The sequence below is a fragment of the Chryseobacterium sp. Y16C genome, from assembly GCF_022488405.1.
GTDB classification, from domain to species: domain Bacteria; phylum Bacteroidota; class Bacteroidia; order Flavobacteriales; family Weeksellaceae; genus Chryseobacterium; species Chryseobacterium geocarposphaerae.
In genome coordinates this window covers 1,826,266-1,845,680 of the sequence record NZ_CP092711.1, presented here as the reverse complement: position 1 = coordinate 1,845,680, position 19,415 = coordinate 1,826,266, and the positions used below count along the sequence as shown (strand labels likewise).

19 protein-coding genes are annotated in these 19,415 nt (G+C 36.1%); 17 read left to right on the top strand and 2 right to left on the bottom strand.

Going from position 1 to position 19,415, the window contains the following annotated elements; translation table 11 throughout:
- The first annotated feature begins 33 nt into the window (after positions 1–33).
- The 10 genes from MKS83_RS08135 to MKS83_RS08090 all read left to right on the top strand — a co-directional run bounded on the left by MKS83_RS08135 (position 34) and on the right by MKS83_RS08090 (position 11,317).
- Positions 34–630, top strand: coding sequence for a plasmid pRiA4b ORF-3 family protein (locus MKS83_RS08135; protein ID WP_240582740.1), 597 nt, complete (start codon positions 34–36; stop codon positions 628–630).
- A 149-nt stretch (positions 631–779) separates the two neighbouring features.
- Positions 780–2,129, top strand: a complete 1,350-nt coding sequence (locus tag MKS83_RS08130) for an alpha-amylase family glycosyl hydrolase (RefSeq protein ID WP_240582739.1) — start codon at positions 780–782, stop codon at positions 2,127–2,129.
- Between the two features lie 5 nt (positions 2,130–2,134).
- Positions 2,135–2,323 (top strand): hypothetical protein, encoded by a 189-nt coding sequence (locus tag MKS83_RS08125; RefSeq protein WP_240582738.1) that lies wholly within the window; start codon positions 2,135–2,137, stop codon positions 2,321–2,323.
- Entirely contained in the window at positions 2,316–2,756 is a 441-nt protein-coding gene (locus MKS83_RS08120; protein WP_240582737.1) for a hypothetical protein, read from the top strand. Before MKS83_RS08125 ends, MKS83_RS08120 begins: the two co-directional genes overlap by 8 nt.
- Before the next feature lie 217 nt (positions 2,757–2,973).
- Positions 2,974–3,723 (top strand): SDR family NAD(P)-dependent oxidoreductase, encoded by a 750-nt coding sequence (locus MKS83_RS08115; RefSeq protein WP_240582736.1) that lies wholly within the window; start codon positions 2,974–2,976, stop codon positions 3,721–3,723.
- Positions 3,724–3,873: 150 nt separating this feature from the next.
- Positions 3,874–4,668, top strand: coding sequence for a thymidylate synthase (locus MKS83_RS08110; RefSeq protein ID WP_240582735.1), 795 nt, complete (start codon positions 3,874–3,876; stop codon positions 4,666–4,668).
- Between the two features lie 199 nt (positions 4,669–4,867).
- The gene (locus MKS83_RS08105; RefSeq protein WP_240582734.1) at positions 4,868–6,187 is read left to right on the top strand and encodes a serine hydrolase domain-containing protein; all 1,320 of its coding nucleotides are present in this window, start codon (positions 4,868–4,870) and stop codon (positions 6,185–6,187) included.
- Positions 6,188–6,239: 52 nt separating this feature from the next.
- A complete protein-coding gene (locus MKS83_RS08100; RefSeq protein ID WP_240582733.1) occupies positions 6,240–8,753 on the top strand; it encodes a M1 family metallopeptidase in 2,514 nt (837 codons plus the stop codon).
- A gap of 183 nt (positions 8,754–8,936) precedes the next feature.
- On the top strand, positions 8,937–9,773 hold the full coding sequence (locus MKS83_RS08095; RefSeq protein ID WP_240582732.1) for a T9SS type A sorting domain-containing protein: 837 nt from the start codon (positions 8,937–8,939) through the stop codon (positions 9,771–9,773).
- 215 nt (positions 9,774–9,988) lie between these two features.
- On the top strand, positions 9,989–11,317 hold the full coding sequence (locus MKS83_RS08090; RefSeq protein ID WP_240582731.1) for a hydroxymethylglutaryl-CoA synthase family protein: 1,329 nt from the start codon (positions 9,989–9,991) through the stop codon (positions 11,315–11,317).
- Between the two features lie 43 nt (positions 11,318–11,360).
- Here MKS83_RS08090 and MKS83_RS08085 read toward each other — a convergent pair whose 3' ends face one another.
- Positions 11,361–12,284, bottom strand: coding sequence for a helix-turn-helix domain-containing protein (locus MKS83_RS08085; protein WP_240582730.1), 924 nt, complete (start codon positions 12,282–12,284; stop codon positions 11,361–11,363).
- 181 nt (positions 12,285–12,465) lie between these two features.
- Between MKS83_RS08085 and MKS83_RS08080 the strand changes: the two genes are divergently transcribed.
- The 5 genes from MKS83_RS08080 to MKS83_RS08060 all read left to right on the top strand — a co-directional run bounded on the left by MKS83_RS08080 (position 12,466) and on the right by MKS83_RS08060 (position 16,687).
- Positions 12,466–13,995, top strand: a complete 1,530-nt coding sequence (locus MKS83_RS08080; RefSeq protein WP_240582729.1) for an aldehyde dehydrogenase family protein — start codon at positions 12,466–12,468, stop codon at positions 13,993–13,995.
- A 370-nt stretch (positions 13,996–14,365) separates the two neighbouring features.
- Positions 14,366–15,400 (top strand): alcohol dehydrogenase AdhP, encoded by a 1,035-nt coding sequence (adhP, locus tag MKS83_RS08075; protein ID WP_240582728.1) that lies wholly within the window; start codon positions 14,366–14,368, stop codon positions 15,398–15,400.
- 215 nt (positions 15,401–15,615) lie between these two features.
- Positions 15,616–15,858, top strand: a complete 243-nt coding sequence (locus tag MKS83_RS08070; RefSeq protein WP_240582727.1) for a hypothetical protein — start codon at positions 15,616–15,618, stop codon at positions 15,856–15,858.
- A gap of 58 nt (positions 15,859–15,916) precedes the next feature.
- Positions 15,917–16,258: a GNAT family N-acetyltransferase gene (locus MKS83_RS08065; protein ID WP_240582726.1), complete on the top strand. Its 342-nt coding sequence runs from the start codon at positions 15,917–15,919 to the stop codon at positions 16,256–16,258.
- A 45-nt stretch (positions 16,259–16,303) separates the two neighbouring features.
- The gene (locus MKS83_RS08060; RefSeq protein WP_240582725.1) at positions 16,304–16,687 is read left to right on the top strand and encodes a DUF779 domain-containing protein; all 384 of its coding nucleotides are present in this window, start codon (positions 16,304–16,306) and stop codon (positions 16,685–16,687) included.
- 154 nt (positions 16,688–16,841) lie between these two features.
- Here MKS83_RS08060 and MKS83_RS08055 read toward each other — a convergent pair whose 3' ends face one another.
- Positions 16,842–18,041 carry a dicarboxylate/amino acid:cation symporter gene (locus MKS83_RS08055; protein ID WP_240582724.1) on the bottom strand — a complete coding sequence of 400 codons (1,200 nt, stop codon included), beginning with the start codon at positions 18,039–18,041 and terminating at the stop codon, positions 16,842–16,844.
- Positions 18,042–18,134: 93 nt separating this feature from the next.
- Here MKS83_RS08055 and MKS83_RS08050 point away from each other — a divergent pair, with 93 nt between their 5' ends.
- Both MKS83_RS08050 and MKS83_RS08045 read left to right on the top strand, forming a co-directional pair.
- Positions 18,135–19,058 carry a DnaJ C-terminal domain-containing protein gene (locus MKS83_RS08050; protein ID WP_240582723.1) on the top strand — a complete coding sequence of 308 codons (924 nt, stop codon included), beginning with the start codon at positions 18,135–18,137 and terminating at the stop codon, positions 19,056–19,058.
- A gap of 3 nt (positions 19,059–19,061) precedes the next feature.
- A complete protein-coding gene (locus tag MKS83_RS08045; protein ID WP_100376343.1) occupies positions 19,062–19,364 on the top strand; it encodes a chaperone modulator CbpM in 303 nt (100 codons plus the stop codon).
- Positions 19,365–19,415: the final 51 nt, after the last annotated feature.

Sequence of the window (19,415 nt, the reverse complement as noted above, 5' to 3'; positions counted from 1 at the left end):
ATAAAAAAGGCAAAAAGTAATTTAAAAACTGATATGGTTTACAAAATCCGCGTAATATTAGATGCGAAAGAAGATATTTTCCGTGATATCGAAGTTAAAGGGAAACAGACGCTATGGAACTTACATTTAGGTATTAAGAGTGCATTCAGCTTGCAGGGTGACGAGCTTTCTACTTTTAATTTACTTGAAGAAGATGGAACGATAGTGAAAAGTGTTCCGCTGGAAGATATGAGTGACGACGGTGATGGCGAAATTATGTCTGATGTATACATTGATGAAGCCTTCGAAAACTCAGGAGATAAAGCACAGTTCCAATACGGGCTTCTTGATCTTTGGGAATTCTTCTGTGAATTGGTAGAAGTAATCGAAGAGACAAAAGGAGTGAATTACCCTATCACTGTATACAGATTTGGTAATGTACCTTTAAAAGCTCCTAGCAAAAACGGTACTTCCGGAGGATCAAAGAAAAAATCTGCAATGCCTTTGATGGATGATGATTTCAGCTTTGATGATGATTTTGGAGGAAGCAGCAACTTTGTGGATGAAGATGATGATAACTTTGACGATGAGGAAGAAGACTACAATGATGATGTTTTTGATGATGAAGATGATAACGATGATGAAAGATAAAATATCTAAACAATATAATAACCCTGAATGAAAATTCAGGGTTTTTTATGCACTAAACAGAGGCAGAAAATAGTTTTTAATCAAAATTTATCATTTACAGTTCATTTCTATTATCACTCAATTCGTTATTTTTGTTAAAAATAGATAAAATGAAAAAATGGATTTTATCGGCTTTAACTGGTATAGGAATGGCTTCCTGTACTACTCAAAACATAAATAAGAACACTATGGATTTCCCGAAAGAATGGAAGCATACTACTAATATTTACGAAGTAAACGTAAGACAATATACAGAAGAAGGAACCTTCAGAGCATTTGAAAAAGAAATGCCCAGACTGAAAGCGATGGGTGTAAAAACACTTTGGTTCATGCCTATTACTCCTATTGCCCAACAAAATAAAAAAGGAAGTCTGGGAAGTCCTTATGCGGCTTCGGATTACGTATCCATCAATCCCGAATTTGGAACAATGGCAGATTTTAAACATATGGTCAACGCTGCGCACAGATTAGGCTTTAAAGTTATTATAGATTGGGTTGCCAATCATACGGGGTGGGATCATATTTGGACAAAAACTCATCCTGAATTTTATTTAAAAGATCCGGATGGAAAATTTCATATTGCTTCAGGAATGGATGATATCATTGAGCTGGATTATAAAAATCAGGAGATGAGAAAGGCCATGATTGATGCCATGAAGTTTTGGGTAAAGGAAACCAATATAGATGGTTTCAGATGTGATTTGGCATCCTGGGTTGAAGTAGATTTCTGGGAACAGGCAAGACCGGAAGTAGAAACCATAAAGCCTCTTTTCTGGTTAGGTGAATTTGATGAACTCGAAAACCCTGAATACGGAAAAGTCTTTGATGCAAGCTATTCCTGGAAATGGATGCATGCTTCGAATGATTACTACAACCAAAACCAGCCTTTGCAGAATCTTAAAGATTTACTGGCAAAATATACAGCAATAGGAGACGGTTCGATGAGAGCCTGGTTTACATCTAACCATGATGAAAACTCATGGAATGGAACAGAATATGAAAAATATGGGGTTATTACCAAGCCAATGGCAGTTTTTTCAGCAACCTGGAATGGTGTTCCGTTGTTGTATTCAGGACAGGAGCTGCCTAATAACAAAAGGTTGGAGTTTTTTGAAAAAGACCCTATAAAATGGACTAATAATTATCAAAATGCAGATTTCTATAAAACTTTACTCAATTTAAAGTCTTCCAATCCTGCTTTAAGAGGTGGTGATCCTGCAGCTTCTACCCAGCTTCTGAATACGACAGCAAATGATAAAATTTTAGCTTATCTCAGAAAAAATGGGGAAAATGAAGTTTTAGTGGTATTAAATATGTCAAAGGAAGCCGTTGACTTTACTATTGAAGACGATCGTTTATCAGGTGTTTTTACCAATGTTTTTGAAGGGACAAAGCGTGATTTTAATCAAGGAAAGAATTTTCACTTCCAAACTTCAGATTACACGGTCTTTGAGAAATAACTTTTATGACAAAATCTTTTAATATACTTAATTCAAGGTGGTTCAGTATCCTTCAGAAAATTACATTGGGAGAAAAAATACAGTTGTTTTTATTCGGAGGTACTTCCAATTGGAAACATGATTATGAAAGCTTGAGAGCTCGTTACTATATATTGTCTAACGAGCTATTGTCCTTAAAAGAAAAAAATGAATAAAGAACAGATATTAAATACAATAAAAATAAAGGTAGAAGAGAAAGTTCATGCTTTCGAAAAACTTATCGCGGAAACCAGGGCATCAAATAATGATACCAAAAGTTCCATGGGAGATAAGTACGAAACGGGAAGAGAAATGCTTCAGCAGGAAATTAATAATCTTCAGAGACAGCTCAACGAAACATTGAATCAGCAGACTGTACTTCAGAAAATCACTTCAGAACCCTCTTTGAAAGTACAGAACGGCGCATTGGTGAAAACTGATAAAGGTTTGTTCTACGTTTCGGTTTCAGTAGGTGAGATTACTTTCAATGATCAAAAAATCATGACCGTTTCAGTAGAATCTCCATTAATAAAAGCGATGTCCGGAAAAACAAAAGGCGATCAATTTATGATCAATACTATGCAACAGACTATTGAGAAAATCTGGTAATAGAATGTTATTTATTTTATTGTAATTAAAATGGTTGAAATACTGTTTTTTATTTTAATTCTTGGAAAAAATTATTGGGTTTTATAAAATAGTTTTAGAGAAATTAACGTAACTGTTGTAAAATTAAGAAAACTTTATTGTTAAAATTTTAAGACGTGTATGGTTTCTTCGTAACTTGTTAGTAGTTATTTAAAGAAGTATATAAAATTTTATCAATATGGGAATTTTAGAAAATAAAGTAGCTATTGTTACAGGTGCCGGTTCAGGAATTGGATTGGCTATTGCAGAAACGTATGCGAAAGAAGGGGCAAAAGTGATTGTCTCAGACATTAATGAAGAACACGGAAAACAGGTAGTGGAAAAAATAAAATCATCAGGAGGGGAGGCTTCATTTGTAAAAGCAGATACTTCGAAACCTGAAGAAGTGGAAGCTCTGGTAAAATCAACAGTTGAGATATACGGAAAATTGGATATTGCCTGTAACAATGCGGGAATTGGTGGAGAACAGGAACTGACGGGAGATTATAATCTGGATAGTTGGAGAAAAGTATTAAGTGTAAACTTAGATGGTGTTTTTTACGGCTGTAAATATGAACTGGAACACATGGATAAAAACGGAGGCGGAGTGATTGTGAATATTGCATCCATTCACGGTATGGTTGCAGCACCGCTTTCGTCCGCTTATACCTCAGCAAAACATGCGGTTGTAGGACTTACAAAAAATATCGGAGCCGAATACGGGCAAAAAAATATCCGTTGTAATGCAGTCGGTCCTGCGTATATTGAAACACCGCTTCTGGAAAGTGCAAGCGGAGATATGAAAGAGGCACTGATTGCAAAACATCCGATGGGAAGACTGGGAAAACCTCAGGAAGTAGCAGAACTTGTACTGTTCTTAAGCTCTGACAAATCATCGTTTATGACCGGAGGATATTATCTTGTTGATGGAGGATATACTGCAGTGTAACCTTGAGCTTCTTGTTCTTAATAGTGTAAGATAAAGAACATTACAAAAATAATAGAAAGCATTCATGTTCATGAATGCTTTTTTATAGCTTATGATAACAAAAAATCATTAAGTTTTTTCTAAATTTGGACTCTATAAATCGCTTTCAAAATGCAAAATTATTTAGACCTTTTACAGCATATTTTAGATAACGGAATAGACAAAACCGACAGAACGGGAACGGGAACGAGAAGTGTTTTCGGATACCAGCTGAGATATGACCTGTCAAAAGGATTTCCTTTGGTAACCACCAAAAAAGTGCATTTGAAATCTATTATTTATGAATTGTTGTGGTTTCTGAAAGGTGATACCAATATCAAATATTTAAAAGATAACGGGGTTTCTATCTGGGATGAGTGGGCGGATGAAAATGGAGATTTGGGACCTGTTTATGGAGCTCAGTGGAGAAGCTGGCATGGAGCAGACGGAAAAGTTGTGGATCAGATTACTGAAGTGATCGATCAGATCAAAAAAAATCCCGATTCCAGAAGGCTGATTGTTTCCGCTTGGAATGTTGCTGAAATTCCCAATATGGCTTTGGCACCTTGTCATGCTTTGTTCCAGTTCTATGTGGCGGATGGAAAATTATCGCTTCAGCTGTATCAGAGAAGTGCAGATGTTTTCCTGGGAGTTCCTTTTAATATTGCAAGCTATGCATTGTTATTGATGATGGTAGCACAGGTTTGTGATCTTGAAGTTGGGGATTATGTTCACAGCTTTGGAGATGTTCACATTTATAACAATCATTTTGAACAAGTTCAGAAGCAGCTTTCCAGAGATCCAAGACCGCTTCCTACCATGAAATTAAACCCTGAAGTTAAAGATATTTTCGGCTTCGATTTTGAAGATTTTACCTTGGAGAATTATGATCCGCATCCGGGAATTAAAGCTCCTGTTGCGATTTAAGATTCAAAGAAATTAGATTTTTATATTCATTTAGTTTGTCATTCCGTAGGAATCCAGACTAATTTTTAAATATTGTAGCCGAGATTCCTACGGAATGACAAATTGAAATTATTTTAATAGATATAAAAGTGAAGTGTAAACTTCACTTTTTTTGTAACATCTACGGAAGTTTTTCAACTTATTCATTAAATCTCAGAATATGTTAAAAAAGTTATTTTTTCTATCGGCAATCAGTATTTCTGGTCTTGCATTTTCCCAAAACAATGTCAAAGAAAAGCTGGGGAATTATTTTGATTCTCTTTTTGTACATCATAAAGTAATGGGGAGTTTTGCATTTGCAGAAAATGACCGCCCGACTTTTGTGAAAGTAATCGGATTTGCCGATGTTGAAAAAAAGCAAAAGGCGAATGTAAACACACAATATCGAATCGGATCGATCAGTAAGACTTTCACGGCCGTTTTGATTATGAAAGCAGTTGAGGAAAAAAAGATTTCTTTAAATCAAAAACTTTCTGACTTCTATCCCGAAATTCCCAATGCGGATAAAATCACCATAGAAAATTTACTCCAGCACAGAACGGGAATCCACAACTTAACCAACGAGGCCGAATATTGGCAATACAATACAAAACCTCAGACAGAGACTAGCTTGGTTAATATTATTAAAAAATATAAAAGTGATTTTGAACCGGGTGCAAAACACGAATACAGCAATTCAAATTATATACTGTTGGGTTTTATCCTTGAAAAAGTGTACAAAAAATCTTATGCGGAATTAATTAAAGCTAAAATTACCAAACCTTTAAAGCTGACCTTAACTGAAGTTGGAGGAAAAATTGATACTTCGAAAGACCAGGCAAAATCTTATCAGTTTACCAACGGGAAATATGAAGTTTCGAATGAAACCGACATGAGTATTCCGATCGGAGCGGGAAATATTATCTCGACTCCAAGAGATCTTTTGAGTTTTATTCTTGGGTTAGAGCAAGGAAAATTAATTAAGAAGGAAAGCCTTGAAAAAATGAAAAACTTTGTGGATAATTACGGATATGGATTGGTAAAAGTTCCGTTTGGCAAATATTCGGGATTTGGGCACACCGGCGGAATTGATAATTTCAGATCGGCATTGTTTTATTTTCCGGATGTAAAAACAGCGGTAAGCTTTACAACGAACCAGGCAGATATGGACACTAACGAAATCTCCATCAAAATGATGGAAACTGCAACGGGAAAAGATTTTGAAATGCCTAGCTTTAAAACTCTGGAAATCCCGGAAAGCGAATTACAGAAGTTTGTAGGAAATTATTCTAGCCCGGATGTTCCTCTAAAAATTAATATCTTTATCAAGGACAAAAAACTAATGGCGCAGGCAACAGGGCAAGGTGCATTTCCTTTGGAGGCAACTTCAGAGACGAGCTTTAAATTCGACATGGCAGGAATTGTCATCGATTTTTACCCTGCGAAAAAACAGTTTGTAATCATTCAGAGAGGAACAAAAAATACGTTTACGAAAGAATAAAACAAAAGAAAATTATTCAACATTTAAATAAAAATAACTCTAAATAATACTAATGAAAAAAGCCATTTTATCGATTGCTCTTTTGAGTGGGATTTTCTTTCCCACAACTATAGCAGCGCAAACCGAAACTTCAGGCAGAGAAAAGGTGTACAGAGCTACCCATACAAAAGTAACGGAACTAAAGCATACCAAGCTAAAAGTAAACTTCGATTATCAGAAAGAACAGATGAATGGTGAAGAATGGCTGACTGCTGCTCCGTTTTTTTATTCTACCAACGAATTGACGCTTGATGCAAAAGGAATGTTGATTCATGAAGTCGCTTTGGATACAAATGGTAAGAAGTCTCCTTTAAAATATGATTATAAGGATGATATTCTGAAGATTACTTTAGATAAAACCTACCAGAAAAATCAGGATTACACGGTTTATATTAAATATACAGCACGTCCGAATGAAGTAAAGCAACAGGGAAGTGCGGCAATTAATGATGCCAAAGGATTGTATTTCATTAATGCTCAGGGAAAAGATCCGGATACGCCGACTCAGATCTGGACACAGGGAGAAACGGAATCTTCTTCCGCATGGTTTCCTACCATTGATAAATCCAACCAAAAAACAACTCAGGAAATTTATATGACGGTTCCTGATAAGTATGTAACCCTTTCCAATGGACTTTTAAAAGATTCTCAGAAAGAAGCAAATGGATTGAGGACAGATCATTGGGTAATGGATAAGAGACATTCTACTTATCTTTTTTTCATGGGAGTGGGTGAGTATGCGATTGTGAAGGACAAGTGGAGAAATATTGCGGTTGACTACTATATCGAAAAAGAATATGAACCTTATGCAAAACAGATCTACGGAAATACTCCGGAAATGATCGAGTTTTTCTCTAAAAAACTGGGATATGATTATCCGTGGGCAAAATATGCGCAGATTTCCGGAAGAGATTATGTGAGTGGAGCGATGGAAAATACTACGGCAACACTTCATGGAAGCGATATTTTACAAAAGCCGGGACAATTGATTGATGAAAATACCTGGGAAGATACAATTGCTCATGAGTTGTTCCATCATTGGTTTGGAGATTTGGTAACTGCGGAAAGCTGGAGTAACCTTACTGTAAACGAATCTTTTGCAAACTATTCGGAATACCTTTGGAACGAATACAAATACGGAAAAGATCAGGCGGATTATCACCAGATGAAAGATGCTAATCTGTATCTTACAACACCCGGAAATTTTGATAAAAACTTAGTCAGATTCAATTATGATTCCCGTGAAGATGTTTTTGATTTGGTAACTTATCAGAAAGGAGGGGTGATTCTTCATATGTTGAGAAATTATTTGGGAGATGATGCTTTCTTTGCAGGGTTGAATGATTACCTGAAAACATACGAATATCAGAATGCAGAGGCTCATCAGTTGAGATTATCTTTTGAAAAAGTTTCGGGGAAAGATTTGAATTGGTTCTTTAATCAATGGTACTTTGGAAGCGGAAATCCGAAAATTAAATATTCTTACACTTTCGAACCTGTTAAAAAACAAGTGGCAGTTGTTATTGAGCAGACTCAGGAATTACCATTCCAGTTTCCTTTGGCAATTGATGTTTATGATAATGGGAAGCCAAAAAGATATAATGTTTGGGTGAATGCAGAGGCAAAAAATACATTCAATTTTGATGTTTCTAAAAACGCAGACTTGGTTAACATTAATGCAGATGGCGTGTTATTGGCAGATATAACTGATGTTAAGACTCCTGAACAAAACTTAATGCAGTTCTTGGGTTCTAAAGAATTCCTGAGCAAATTCAATGCATTGAACGGAATTAAAGATCAGGTGGGGAAAAACCCTGCCGCAACAAAATTATTGACAGCTGCAGTTAAAGACCCTTTTTTCAGAACAAGAATGAGGGCCTTAAAATTAATGGATTTATCCAATCCTGAGCAGTTCAAAGCAATGGGAGCTGAAGTTGAGAAACTGGCTTCAAGTGATCCGAAAACATTGGTTCAGGCGTCAGCAATTTCTGCCCTGGCAAAAACAAAAGATAAAAAATACCTTCCGATTTTTGAGAAAGGAGTGAATGCGGTTTCGAATGCGGTAAAGGCAAGTTCTGTAAGCGCAATTATTGATGTTGATCCGTCAAGAGCTAATGCTTTAGCTGATAAAATCGATTTGGAAGGTGCTCCGGATAACTTATTGGAAAAATTGTTGCCAATTATTGTTAAGAATAAAGTGACTCCTCAAATGTCAAATATTGCTCAGGTGGCCGCTTTTTATCCGTTTGTCAAATTCCAGAACCCGGAACTGGGAAAATCTGCGGAAGAAGGATATAACTGGATCATGAGTTCCGATAATTTGAAAGCAACAGAAAGTATCATAAAGATGTTGGGACATGCAAAAGGACAATTAGGGGATAACCCACAGGCGAAAATGATGATAAGCCAGATGTTAAAAGATGGTTTAAGTAAAAAAATGGAGCTTTTGAAACAGAATCCACAAAGTGCTTCGAGCATTAATAAGCAGATTGATGTAATTAATAAAACGATTGAAGATTTTAAATAAATATTCAAGATAAGATATTGTTTTAAATTATGATAACCACTATTTTTATAGTGGTTTTTTAATTAATTTTAATTTTTTATTGATGATTTGTTATTGATTTAATATTAAATATTTATTAATTATGGTATTTATTTAATTGTTAATTTGTAGATTTGTTGTGAATTTAATACTTAATAACTGAAAATGAAAACAAGTCTATTTTTTAGATTGATGATGAATCGTCAATTTTTTTCTTTTTTATTGATGCTTTTTGCAATTGGTTTTAATGCGCAGGTTTCTACATTTCCTTGGACAGAAACTTTTGAAGACAGTTCGCCAACCAGAGCAAGCTGGACGCAAATATATGAAACGAATAATATGAGCTGGACTTATACTTCTGCGGCAACTACGGGAAGTATAGGAGTTACAGCCTTTGCAGGAACTAAATTTGCCAACTTTCCGGCAAATACGACTTCTGCTGACAAAACCAAACTGGTAAGCCCGCCCTTAAATTCTGCAGGTCTTACTTCTCCGAAAATCAGTTTCTATCTTATCAATCCGCAACAGAATGGCAATGCAAACTGGGTAAGAATTTATTATAGAATGTCCGCTACAGATCCTTGGTCAACATTGATGGGATTTCAGCCTCCTTTTGCTTCCTGGTATCTTTTTGCCAATATCGGGATGCCTCCCAATATTTATCAGGTTGCTATAGAATGTGAAAATGCTCAGGGATATTCTACATTAATAGATAATGTTACCATAAGTAATGATGTTTTAAGCAGCAAAGAAATTTCAAAGCTGTCGAATACACAGATTAAATATTTCCCGAATCCGGTAAAGGATATTCTTAACTTTAAAGGAGATGAAAGAATCCAGGAAATCAGTATTTATGATGAATCAGGGAAAAAGATTCAAACCAATAACATTGAAGGTAATGAGGGAAGTATCAATGTTTCTGCCTTAAGTAACGGAATGTATATTGTTTCAGGTAAAACTAAGAATGGAGAAATAAAAACATTTAAAATGATAAAAAAATAAAGAATAAGGTTGCATAAAAACTAAATTTTTTATTAGTCGGAGCATCTCTCCCCAGAGGTGCTTTTTAAATAATTTATCAGATTCAGAATTTTACTTAAAAAAACAGATGAAAATTTTATGACTTTACTGTTTTACTTAAAAATTTTAAATATTTAGCAAAAACTATGACTCATTAAACGTTTACATTTTTTAAATTCGTATAAAATTAAAATAATATGACTTTTGGAATTGAGGCAGCAAGCTATTATGTACCTTCCTTATATTTGGAAATTAAGGATTTAGCAGAAAAAAGAGGAATTGAACCTGCAAAACTGGAAAAAGGATTAGGATTGCATAAAATGGGTTTTCCTGATGTTCATGAAGATGCAGCAACTTTTGCAGCCGAAGCTTTGCTGAAACTGATTAAAGATTACAATATCAATCCAAAAGAAATATCACGAATTTATCTGGGAACAGAAAGTGCTCTGGATGCGGCAAAACCAACAGCTTCTTACGCCATGCAGATGGTTGAAAAAGTTTTAGAAGGAGAATTTGGAGAAAGATGTTTCAAAAACTGTGATGTGGTAGATATGACTTTTGCTTGTATCGGAGCAGTAGACGCGCTTCACAATTCTTTAGATTTCGTAAGAGCAAATCCTGACAAAAAAGCGGTGGTCATTGCGAGTGATTATGCAAAATATGAACTGGCTTCCTCCGGTGAATATACGCAGGGAGGAGGTGCTGTTGCTGTTTTGGTATCTTCTAAGCCTGAGTTAATAGAAATTGAAAACAATTGGGGAGTAGCTACAGAATCTGTTTTTGACTTTTTTAAACCGAGACGTCATTTCAAAAAAGAAGAATTGAACAATGCTCCTGAAAATTTTCCGGAGAAAATTGAAGTTTTTACGGATGAACCTGTTTTTGACGGACAATATTCCAACCAATGTTATCAGAACAGAATCAGAGAAGCTTATAATCATTATAAAGAGATTACCGGAAAAAATAAGCCTTATGAGACCTGGAAATATCTTATTTTCCATCTTCCTTATGCTTTTCACGGAAAAAGAGTTTTCACGGAGATTTACAGCTTAGAAAACGGATTGTCTTATGAAACTCCTGACGAGCAAAAATCGGTTGCAAAATCTGAAGGCTATATTCAGTTTATTAATGATAAAATTGAAAAATCCCAAAGAGCTTCTTCAGAAATCGGAAATATGTATACTGCTTCTATTTTTATGGCTTTACTTTCTGCTTTACAGACCTCATTTAATGAAAATGAAGAATTAAAAGGTCAGGAAATTGGATTCTTAGGTTATGGAAGCGGTTCAAAATCTAAAGTCTTTGCAGGAAAAGTTTCCGAAAACTGGAAAAATGTTGTGGCAAAATGGGATTTATTTGAAGGGTTAAAAAACAGAAAAGCAATCGATTTTGAAACGTATGAAAAACTTCACAGAAAGCAATTGGAAAATTCTGTGAACAACAACTATAAAGGTTTCGGATTACAATCTGTAGAATTGGAAAGCCCTGTTTTGAAAGGAGCAAGATATTACGATTATCAAGGATAATTAAAATTATAAAAAGGCCTCAATGTCAATTTGAGGTCTTTTTTTATTCTAAAAATAAAACCTTATCCTGGTAGTTTTTAGGGGTAACTCCTACCAGTTGCTTGAATACTCTTGTGAAATAATTGGTATCCGAAAAACCGGTCTGGTAAGCCGTTTCTTTAATACTGTTCTGACTCGCCAACAATTCTTTTGCCTTATTAATTCTTTCCTGTAAAATAAAATCATTCGGAGAAGTACCCAATTCATCTTTAAACATTTTAAAGAAATTTGATTTGCTTACATAGGCCAGTTTGGCAATACTTTCAATCGATAATTTCTGGTGAAGATTTTTTCTGATATAATCTACAGCAAAGCCGATTCTGGATTTATTCTTTGCAATATTCTTTTCCACCATACTTCTTGCCTGAGTCTGCATCAGACGGATTAAAAGCTCTTTTAAGGCGAAATCAGCCATAATATCTTTTTGGGAATTATCGTCCATCGCGATTCTCATGATATTATTGGTAGCCGAAGCTAAAGACTGATTGTTAAACAAAAAATATTCATCCAGCTCAATATTCCATCGGGAAGTTTCATCTACTTTAGGAAGATGGTAGTTTAAATGATTCAGAGAATTTTCAATGAATTCAGGGTTCAGGCTCAAAGAAATGCATTGTGACGGCGTTTCATCAGCTTCAGGGAAATCAATCACCATTGTTTCTCCCGGTGAAACAAGCACACTTTCTCCCGGATAATAGTCAAAGTAATTCGTTTTATTATCCAGTTTCATATGTTTTTTTCCACGGAGCATTGCGGTGAATGCAATCGTTTCAAAATGCAGTTTTATGTCAAATGCAGCCCTATGGGTTTCATAAATGCTGAATTCACAATTGTTTAGATTGAATTTTGTCTGATTTTCAACCAGGTGTAACAGCTGGCTTTCCCTTTTTAATTCGGGAGTTTCTAATAAAATCTTGTTATTGTTCATTTCTAAACATTTTTTATAACCTGTTTACTCAAATATAGAAAATAATCAACTTAAATAAATGTTAATGAAATAATAAAATTATCACTCTGCACGATTTTGATATTTTTTTGTACGATTTTGCTATATGAATGTTGCTGGTAAGTGTAATTTGGCTTTACAGAAAAATTAAAACTATATAAATATGAGCACTACAGCACAACTACAATCAGGTACTTTATTACAGTGGCCTGAATTTAAAAGCAGATATGATAACTATATTAACGGAAAATTTACAGCACCTGTAAACGGGCAGTATTTTGACGTAGTTTCTCCTGTTGATGGCAGAAATTTCACACAGGCGGCTCACTCTTCAAAAGAAGATTTGGAATTGGCTGTAAATGCTGCAGAAAAAGCATTTCAGACCTGGAAAGATACTTCTTCTACAGAAAGGAGTATTATTTTAAACAAAATTGCAGACAGAATCGAGCAGAATTTAGAGTACATCGCAACGGTTGAAACAATAGACAACGGAAAAGCAGTAAGAGAAACTTTAGCAGCAGATATTCCTTTGGCAATTGACCATTTCAGATATTTTGCTTCGGTAATCAGGGCTGAAGAAGGCTCTCATAATGAACTGGATAAAGATACGGTTTCTCTTATTGTACATGAACCTCTTGGCGTTATTGCTCAAATCATTCCATGGAATTTTCCAATTTTAATGGCGGTTTGGAAGCTGGCTCCCGCTTTGGCAGCAGGAAACTGTGTGGTGTTAAAACCTGCCGAAAGCACACCGATCTCCATTATGGTTTTGATGGAACTGATTGGCGATTTGCTTCCTCCGGGAGTTGTAAATATTGTGAACGGCTTCGGAGCAGAATTAGGAAGGGCTTTAGTGACAAATCCAAAAGTGGCAAAAGCAGCATTTACGGGTTCTACAGCTACAGGTCGTTTGGTAATGCAGTACGCAACAGAAAATATTATCCCTGTAACATTGGAGTTGGGAGGAAAATCTCCGAACGTTTTCTTCAATTCGGTAATGGATGCCGATGATGAATTTTTAGATAAAGCGATTGAAGGAGCGGTTCTTTTTGCTCTAAATCAGGGGGAAATCTGTACCTGCCCGTCAAGATTATTGGTTCAGGAAGATATTGCAGATGCTTTCATTGCAAAAGTGATTGAAAGAGTCAAAGCGATTAAAGTAGGTAACCCACTGGATAAAACCGTAATGATGGGAGCTCAGGCTTCTAAGATTCAAAAAGATAAGATCCTTTCTTACATTCAGTTAGGAAAAGAAGAAGGAGCAGAAGTGCTTGTTGGTGGAGATGTGAACAATGTTGGTGAAGGTTTGGAAAACGGATACTATATCCAGCCGACTATTTTTAAAGGAAACAACAGGATGAGAATTTTCCAGGAAGAAATTTTCGGACCAGTATTAGCTTTTACCACGTTTAAAGATGAAGAGGAAGCATTACAAATTGCAAACGATACTATTTATGGTCTTGGTGCTGGAGTTTGGACAAGAGACGCACACCAGCTATACAATATCCCGCGCCAGATTCAGGCAGGCAGAGTTTGGGTAAATCAATATCATTCTTATCCGGCAGGGGCGCCTTTCGGAGGCTATAAGCAGTCGGGAATCGGCCGTGAAAACCATAAAATGATGTTGGATCACTACCGTCAGACCAAAAACATGTTGATTTCATACAACAAAAATAAATTAGGTTTCTTTTAATTTTTAAATATTAGGGCGTGCCCGTTTTCCCCGTCTCGGCAACGGGGAAAAACGGTCGGGCTATCCAGGGCTTCACTTCGTTTCGGTGCTTCGCACTCTCGTTTGAAAAAACGAGACCCTTCCTATCCCTCACGCAAACAATAGTACTCCCTGAAATTCAGGTGAGCCGGAGATCTTATAAAAATTCATAAGATAAAACCCGTAGTGATCCTAGCTAAGTGAAATCGAAGATTCGACGTAGTCAAACGCCTTTGCGGGCTTAAAAATACGCAGCCTAATTGGCAAAAAGAGTCTTTGATCCCTTTGCGTTAAAAAATCATCAAATTAAAAGATGAAAAATTAAACTAAAAACTAATCAAAAAATCAAGATATGATTCCAAAAACAATGAAAGCTGCCGTTGTTCAAGGCTATGGACAACCCTTAAAAATAGAAGAAGTTCCGGTAAGAGAGCCCGGAAGATATGAAATTTTGGTAAAAGTAATTGCATGTGGAGTTTGCCATACAGACTTACACGCTGTTGACGGAGATTGGCCTGCAAAGCCTAAAATGCCATTAATTCCCGGACATGAAGGAGTTGGAATTGTGGTCGCTTGCGGACCGGAAGCTTATGTAAAGGAGGGTGATGCGGTAGGAGTTCCATGGCTGTATTCCGCTTGCGGATGTTGTGATTACTGCATTACGGGTTGGGAAACCCTTTGTGAAGCCCAAAAAAACGGAGGTTATAGTGTTGACGGAGGTTTTGCAGAGTATGTTATTGCAGACTCACGATATGTTGGCCATTTGAAATCAAATGTCAACTTCCTTGAAATAGCGCCAATTCTGTGTGCGGGAGTTACCGTTTATAAAGGATTGAAAGAAACCGAAACAAAACCCGGAGAGTGGGTGGCTATTTCAGGTATTGGAGGATTGGGGCACGTTGCGGTACAATATGCAAAAGCCATGGGGATGCACGTTGCGGCGATTGATGTTGCAGATGACAAATTAGATTTAGCGAAAAAATTGGGAGCAGACTTAGTGGTCAATGCAAAAAACACAGATCCTGGAGAATATCTTCATAAAGAAGTCGGCGGAATGCACGGCGCATTGATTACGGCGGTCTCTCCCATTGCTTTTAAACAGGGGATTGATGTTCTTAGAAGAAAAGGAACTATTGCTTTGAATGGTCTTCCTCCGGGCTCCTTTGAATTACCGATTTTTGAAACGGTGCTGAAGAGAATAACTGTAAGAGGTTCAATTGTAGGAACCAGAAAAGATCTTCAGGAAGCCCTGGACTTTGCCAATGAAGGATTGGTAAAGGCAACGGTAACTCCTGCAAAATTAGAAGATATCAATGATGTTTTTGATAAAATGAAAAAAGGGCAGATTGATGGCAGAATCGTTCTCGATATTGCAGGCTCAAATTAAATTGTGATGTGTGGGTTCGGCGAAATGAAATTTCACCGAACTTTTTTAACTTTACTGTAGTCAAATGGTAAAAAAAAGCAATAGCTAAATTGTACGAAATTAAACTGTCTAAGGATTATCAAGAAGAATAAATGTAACAATACGTCAACTCACGCAGAGTTTTCCAATATTATATTAGGAGAAGTTTTATTTTTGAAGTTCTAATTAAAAGCACGATGGGAGATTTAATTTCAAAAGATTTAATCTTGAATTGGTTGAAAGCTTGGTGTATATCACGCGATTTGCCTTTGCCAGTCGAGTATAAATCAGGGTTTAAGGTAGATGTTGGATATCCGGATCAAAAACAGCGTTATGTTTTTCCAGAACTTAATGATGATTTTTTTCAATTATCGAATGAAATTGATGATACTTGGATTTATCTTAAATTCTGTGGTTCTCCGGAAGACATAAAAAAATAAGATTCCGGCAAAGTGGGAAATCCAGCCTCAGGGTTACATGATGTATTGCTTTGAACCAATGAAAGCTGTTCATCTTGAGTTAAGTGACGATTATAATCTAAAAGTTCAGGTTTTAAATTCAGTATTTATCGCTCAAATTCTGACGAATAAAAATAAAATTGCCACGGAAGGTCGTCTTATACTTGTTGATGATTTGGCAATTTATGATAGAATTGTAACACACGAGGAATATAGGGGGAAAGGACTTGCTACCATTCTAATGAAAGAACTGGAAAATATTGCAATATCCAATGGTATTCGAAAGAATTTTTTAGTAGCTACCCAGCAAGGGAAGTTTCTTTATGAAAAATTAGGCTGGAAACTTTACACACTTTATACTTCGATTGTTATCGTACCTTAAATTAGGAATAATATCGATATTAACTGATCACAAAAGAAAAAAATTATGCAAACCAAAATATCACGCCTCTCAGCTACAGAAAAAGCCTTAGAAGTGATCTGGGAATTAGAAAAAAAATATGGCGATTTGATGTTTTATCAAGCAGGAGGCTGTTGCGAAGGAACACAACCTCAATGTTTCGAGAAAGGAGGATTCTTCCCAAGAATGAATGATGCCATGATCGGCACCATCAACGGCCATGAGTTCTGGATCGACCGAGATCTCTTCGAATACTGGAAATATTCGCATTTTACATTAGATGCTGTAGATGGTTTCGGACCGGGAGGGTTTTCTTTGGAAACACCCTTAGGAAAAACATTTAAAGTTAATTATAGACTTTTCACGCCTGAAGAATTGGGAAACTTGGAACCTGTAAAGCGGAGTGAATAAAAATCTGCTCAATCAGCAAAATCTGTGAGATAAATATAAACTTAAATAATATTTTTAGAAACTCACGCAGATTTGCAGATAACACAGATGTTTGCTTTAAAATTATTCATAAAACTAGCAAAATTACTGGTGTAATTTGTGTTTAACAAAAAAATCAAACCTTCACAAACCTACTCACAAACATGGAAGCTACTAATTGACCGACTGCATTCAGAACTGTAGCTAAAGGATCGACGAGTGTTCCGATAATCATCACTGCCGGAATGGCTTCCTGCGGTAATTTATACACGGAAATCATCAACATTTCTCCAATATATCCGCCATTCGGAATTCCACCGGCTACAATACTTACAAAAACCGTAATTCCTAACGCTAAAAGTAGATTCATCGGATCAAAAAAATCCCTTCCGATAATTAAAAAAGCCACATAAATCTTAATAATTGAAGACATTGACGAGCCATTCTTATGCAAGGTTGTTCCAATCGGAATCACAATATTCGAAATTTGGCTTGGAATTCCAATTTTTGAAGCGGCCTGTAAATTAGCAGGCATTGTTGCAAAGCTACTGCAGGTACTCAAAGCGGTTAAAGTCGGATAAATAGCATTGGTCCAAAAACTTTTCACTCCATTCTGCCCTTTTGCCATAAAAGCATAAAGTGAGAAAAAGACTAAGAAATAAACAACTGCTGCAATATAGTATAAACCTAAAGGTTTTGCGTAAAATCCAAAAAGCTGAGGTCCTAAAGTTGCCACCTGATAGGCAAAATAAGCTCCGAGACCAATTGGAGCGATTTTCATTATTAATAAAAGCAATTCTTTCATCACTTCGTACCCCGAAGCAATAAATGATCTGAAAACTGAACCCTTTTCTCCTGCTTTTCTGGCTGAAAAACCTATCATGAAAGCAAAAACTAAAAGCGCTAACATATTTTGTCTTGAAAAAAGCTGTGTGAATTCCCCAACCGTAAAGAACCCTACAATTCTATTTCCCCAGCTGTCGTTATTCGCTGCTTCTTCAACAATTTCGTTGCTTCCGGAAACTCCGGATACAGGAAATATATAAACTGCACAAATGGTAAAAACAGCGGCTGTTAAAATAAAGAACAGAAAGGTAAAAGCCATCGTTACCATGATCTTTCCGAATTTGGATTGCTGCTCCAATGATGCAATAGAATTGGAAACAGCAAAAAATACCAATGGAACCACACTCACAAAAAGAAGGTTCAGGAAAATATCACCTAAAGGTTTGATATAATAAACAACATCGGGAGCAACAATTCCGATAATGCTTCCAATAGTGATTCCTAGCAGTAAAAGGATGATTCCTGAATAGTTTTTCAACACTTCTTTCATAGGGTGCTTTTTAATCAAAGATAGGTTTATTTTTAACATTCAATAGTATTAATTTCAGTCATAAATTCCTTAAATTTGAGTAAAAACGTTCCTATGGCGTATATAGATTACTATAAAATTTTAGGTGTAGATAAGAATGCGACGCAAGATGACATTAAAAAAGCCTACAGAAAATTAGCGAGGAAGCTGCATCCAGACTTAAATCCTGATGACAAAGAAGCCGAGCGAAAATTCAAAGAACTGAATGAAGCCAATGAAGTGCTCAGCAATCCTGAAAATCGTAAAAAATACGATAAATATGGGGAGCACTGGAAGCATGGGGAAGAATACGAGAAAGCTCAGCAACAGCAAAGACAATATCAAAGTCAAAGTCAAAGCGGAAATTTCGGAGGTGGATTTTCCGGTGCTGATTTTGGAGAAGGGGAAGATTTTTCAGATTTTTTCCAGAGCATGTTTGGCGGAGCTGGAGGCGGTTTTGGGAGAAGTTCGAGAGGTAGTGCTTCAGGAAAATTTAAAGGACAGGATGTACATGCAGAGTTGAATTTAAGTTTAAAAGATGCAGCCACAACACATCAGCAGACTTTTGATATTAATGGTAAGAAAGTAAGAATTACAATTCCTGCCGGAGTATATGACGGCCAGCAAATTAAATTAAAAGGTCATGGAAATCCAGGCTTTAATGGAGGGCCTCATGGGGATTTATATATCACTTTTACTATTCCTGCCGATCCGAATTTTGAAAGAATAGGTGATGATCTGAAAACGAAAGTTTCGATAGATTTATATACTGCTGTTTTAGGTGGTGATGTAAAAGTAAATACATTGACAGGAAGTGTTAATTTAAAAGTAAAACCTGAAACCCAAAACGGAACGACAGTAAGGCTGAAAGGAAAAGGTTTTCCGGTATATAAAAAAGAAGGCGAGTTTGGTGATCTGTTTGTGACTTACGAAGTGAAACTGCCGACAAATCTCACCGAAAAACAAAAAGAACTTTTTGAACAACTTAAAAATTCCTAAGTCATGAGTGAAAGAATATCTCGAGAAGAACTCGTAAAAATATATAATATTGAAGTCACTTTTTTTGATGAACTGGTAGATTCGGGTTTGCTGCATATTCAGACCGAAAATGAAATCAGGTATCTGAGGTATGAAGATCTACCTTCTTTTGAAAGGTTTGCCAATTGGCATTACGATCTGGAGATCAACCTTCCGGGCTTGGAAGTTATTCATGATATGCTGAAAAAAATGGAAGATTTAAAACAGAAAAACCGGGAATTGATGAATAAGCTTTCTGCAATTAGCGATAAATATGAAGATGGATAAGGAATAATGAAGTAGGGTGAAGATGTTGGTAAATTGAAAATCCTATCTTTG

Bases quoted from the DNA above. Each gene is read 5' to 3' on its own strand.
- MKS83_RS08130 (WP_240582739.1), top strand. From the start codon at position 780: ATGAAAAAATGGATTTTATCGGCTTTAACTGGTATAGGAATGGCTTCC.
- adhP (WP_240582728.1), top strand. From the start codon at position 14,366: ATGATTCCAAAAACAATGAAAGCTGCCGTTGTTCAAGGCTATGGACAA.
- MKS83_RS08125 (WP_240582738.1), top strand. From the start codon at position 2,135: ATGACAAAATCTTTTAATATACTTAATTCAAGGTGGTTCAGTATCCTT.
- MKS83_RS08050 (WP_240582723.1), top strand. From the start codon at position 18,135: ATGGCGTATATAGATTACTATAAAATTTTAGGTGTAGATAAGAATGCG.
- MKS83_RS08060 (WP_240582725.1), top strand. From the start codon at position 16,304: ATGCAAACCAAAATATCACGCCTCTCAGCTACAGAAAAAGCCTTAGAA.
- MKS83_RS08120 (WP_240582737.1), top strand. From the start codon at position 2,316: ATGAATAAAGAACAGATATTAAATACAATAAAAATAAAGGTAGAAGAG.
- MKS83_RS08085 (WP_240582730.1), bottom strand. From the start codon at position 12,284: ATGAACAATAACAAGATTTTATTAGAAACTCCCGAATTAAAAAGGGAA.
- MKS83_RS08115 (WP_240582736.1), top strand. From the start codon at position 2,974: ATGGGAATTTTAGAAAATAAAGTAGCTATTGTTACAGGTGCCGGTTCA.
- MKS83_RS08055 (WP_240582724.1), bottom strand. From the start codon at position 18,041: ATGAAAGAAGTGTTGAAAAACTATTCAGGAATCATCCTTTTACTGCTA.
- MKS83_RS08105 (WP_240582734.1), top strand. From the start codon at position 4,868: ATGTTAAAAAAGTTATTTTTTCTATCGGCAATCAGTATTTCTGGTCTT.
- MKS83_RS08090 (WP_240582731.1), top strand. From the start codon at position 9,989: ATGACTTTTGGAATTGAGGCAGCAAGCTATTATGTACCTTCCTTATAT.
- MKS83_RS08135 (WP_240582740.1), top strand. From the start codon at position 34: ATGGTTTACAAAATCCGCGTAATATTAGATGCGAAAGAAGATATTTTC.
- MKS83_RS08095 (WP_240582732.1), top strand. From the start codon at position 8,937: ATGAAAACAAGTCTATTTTTTAGATTGATGATGAATCGTCAATTTTTT.
- MKS83_RS08070 (WP_240582727.1), top strand. From the start codon at position 15,616: ATGGGAGATTTAATTTCAAAAGATTTAATCTTGAATTGGTTGAAAGCT.
- MKS83_RS08110 (WP_240582735.1), top strand. From the start codon at position 3,874: ATGCAAAATTATTTAGACCTTTTACAGCATATTTTAGATAACGGAATA.
- MKS83_RS08065 (WP_240582726.1), top strand. From the start codon at position 15,917: ATGAAAGCTGTTCATCTTGAGTTAAGTGACGATTATAATCTAAAAGTT.
- MKS83_RS08100 (WP_240582733.1), top strand. From the start codon at position 6,240: ATGAAAAAAGCCATTTTATCGATTGCTCTTTTGAGTGGGATTTTCTTT.
- MKS83_RS08080 (WP_240582729.1), top strand. From the start codon at position 12,466: ATGAGCACTACAGCACAACTACAATCAGGTACTTTATTACAGTGGCCT.
- MKS83_RS08045 (WP_100376343.1), top strand. From the start codon at position 19,062: ATGAGTGAAAGAATATCTCGAGAAGAACTCGTAAAAATATATAATATT.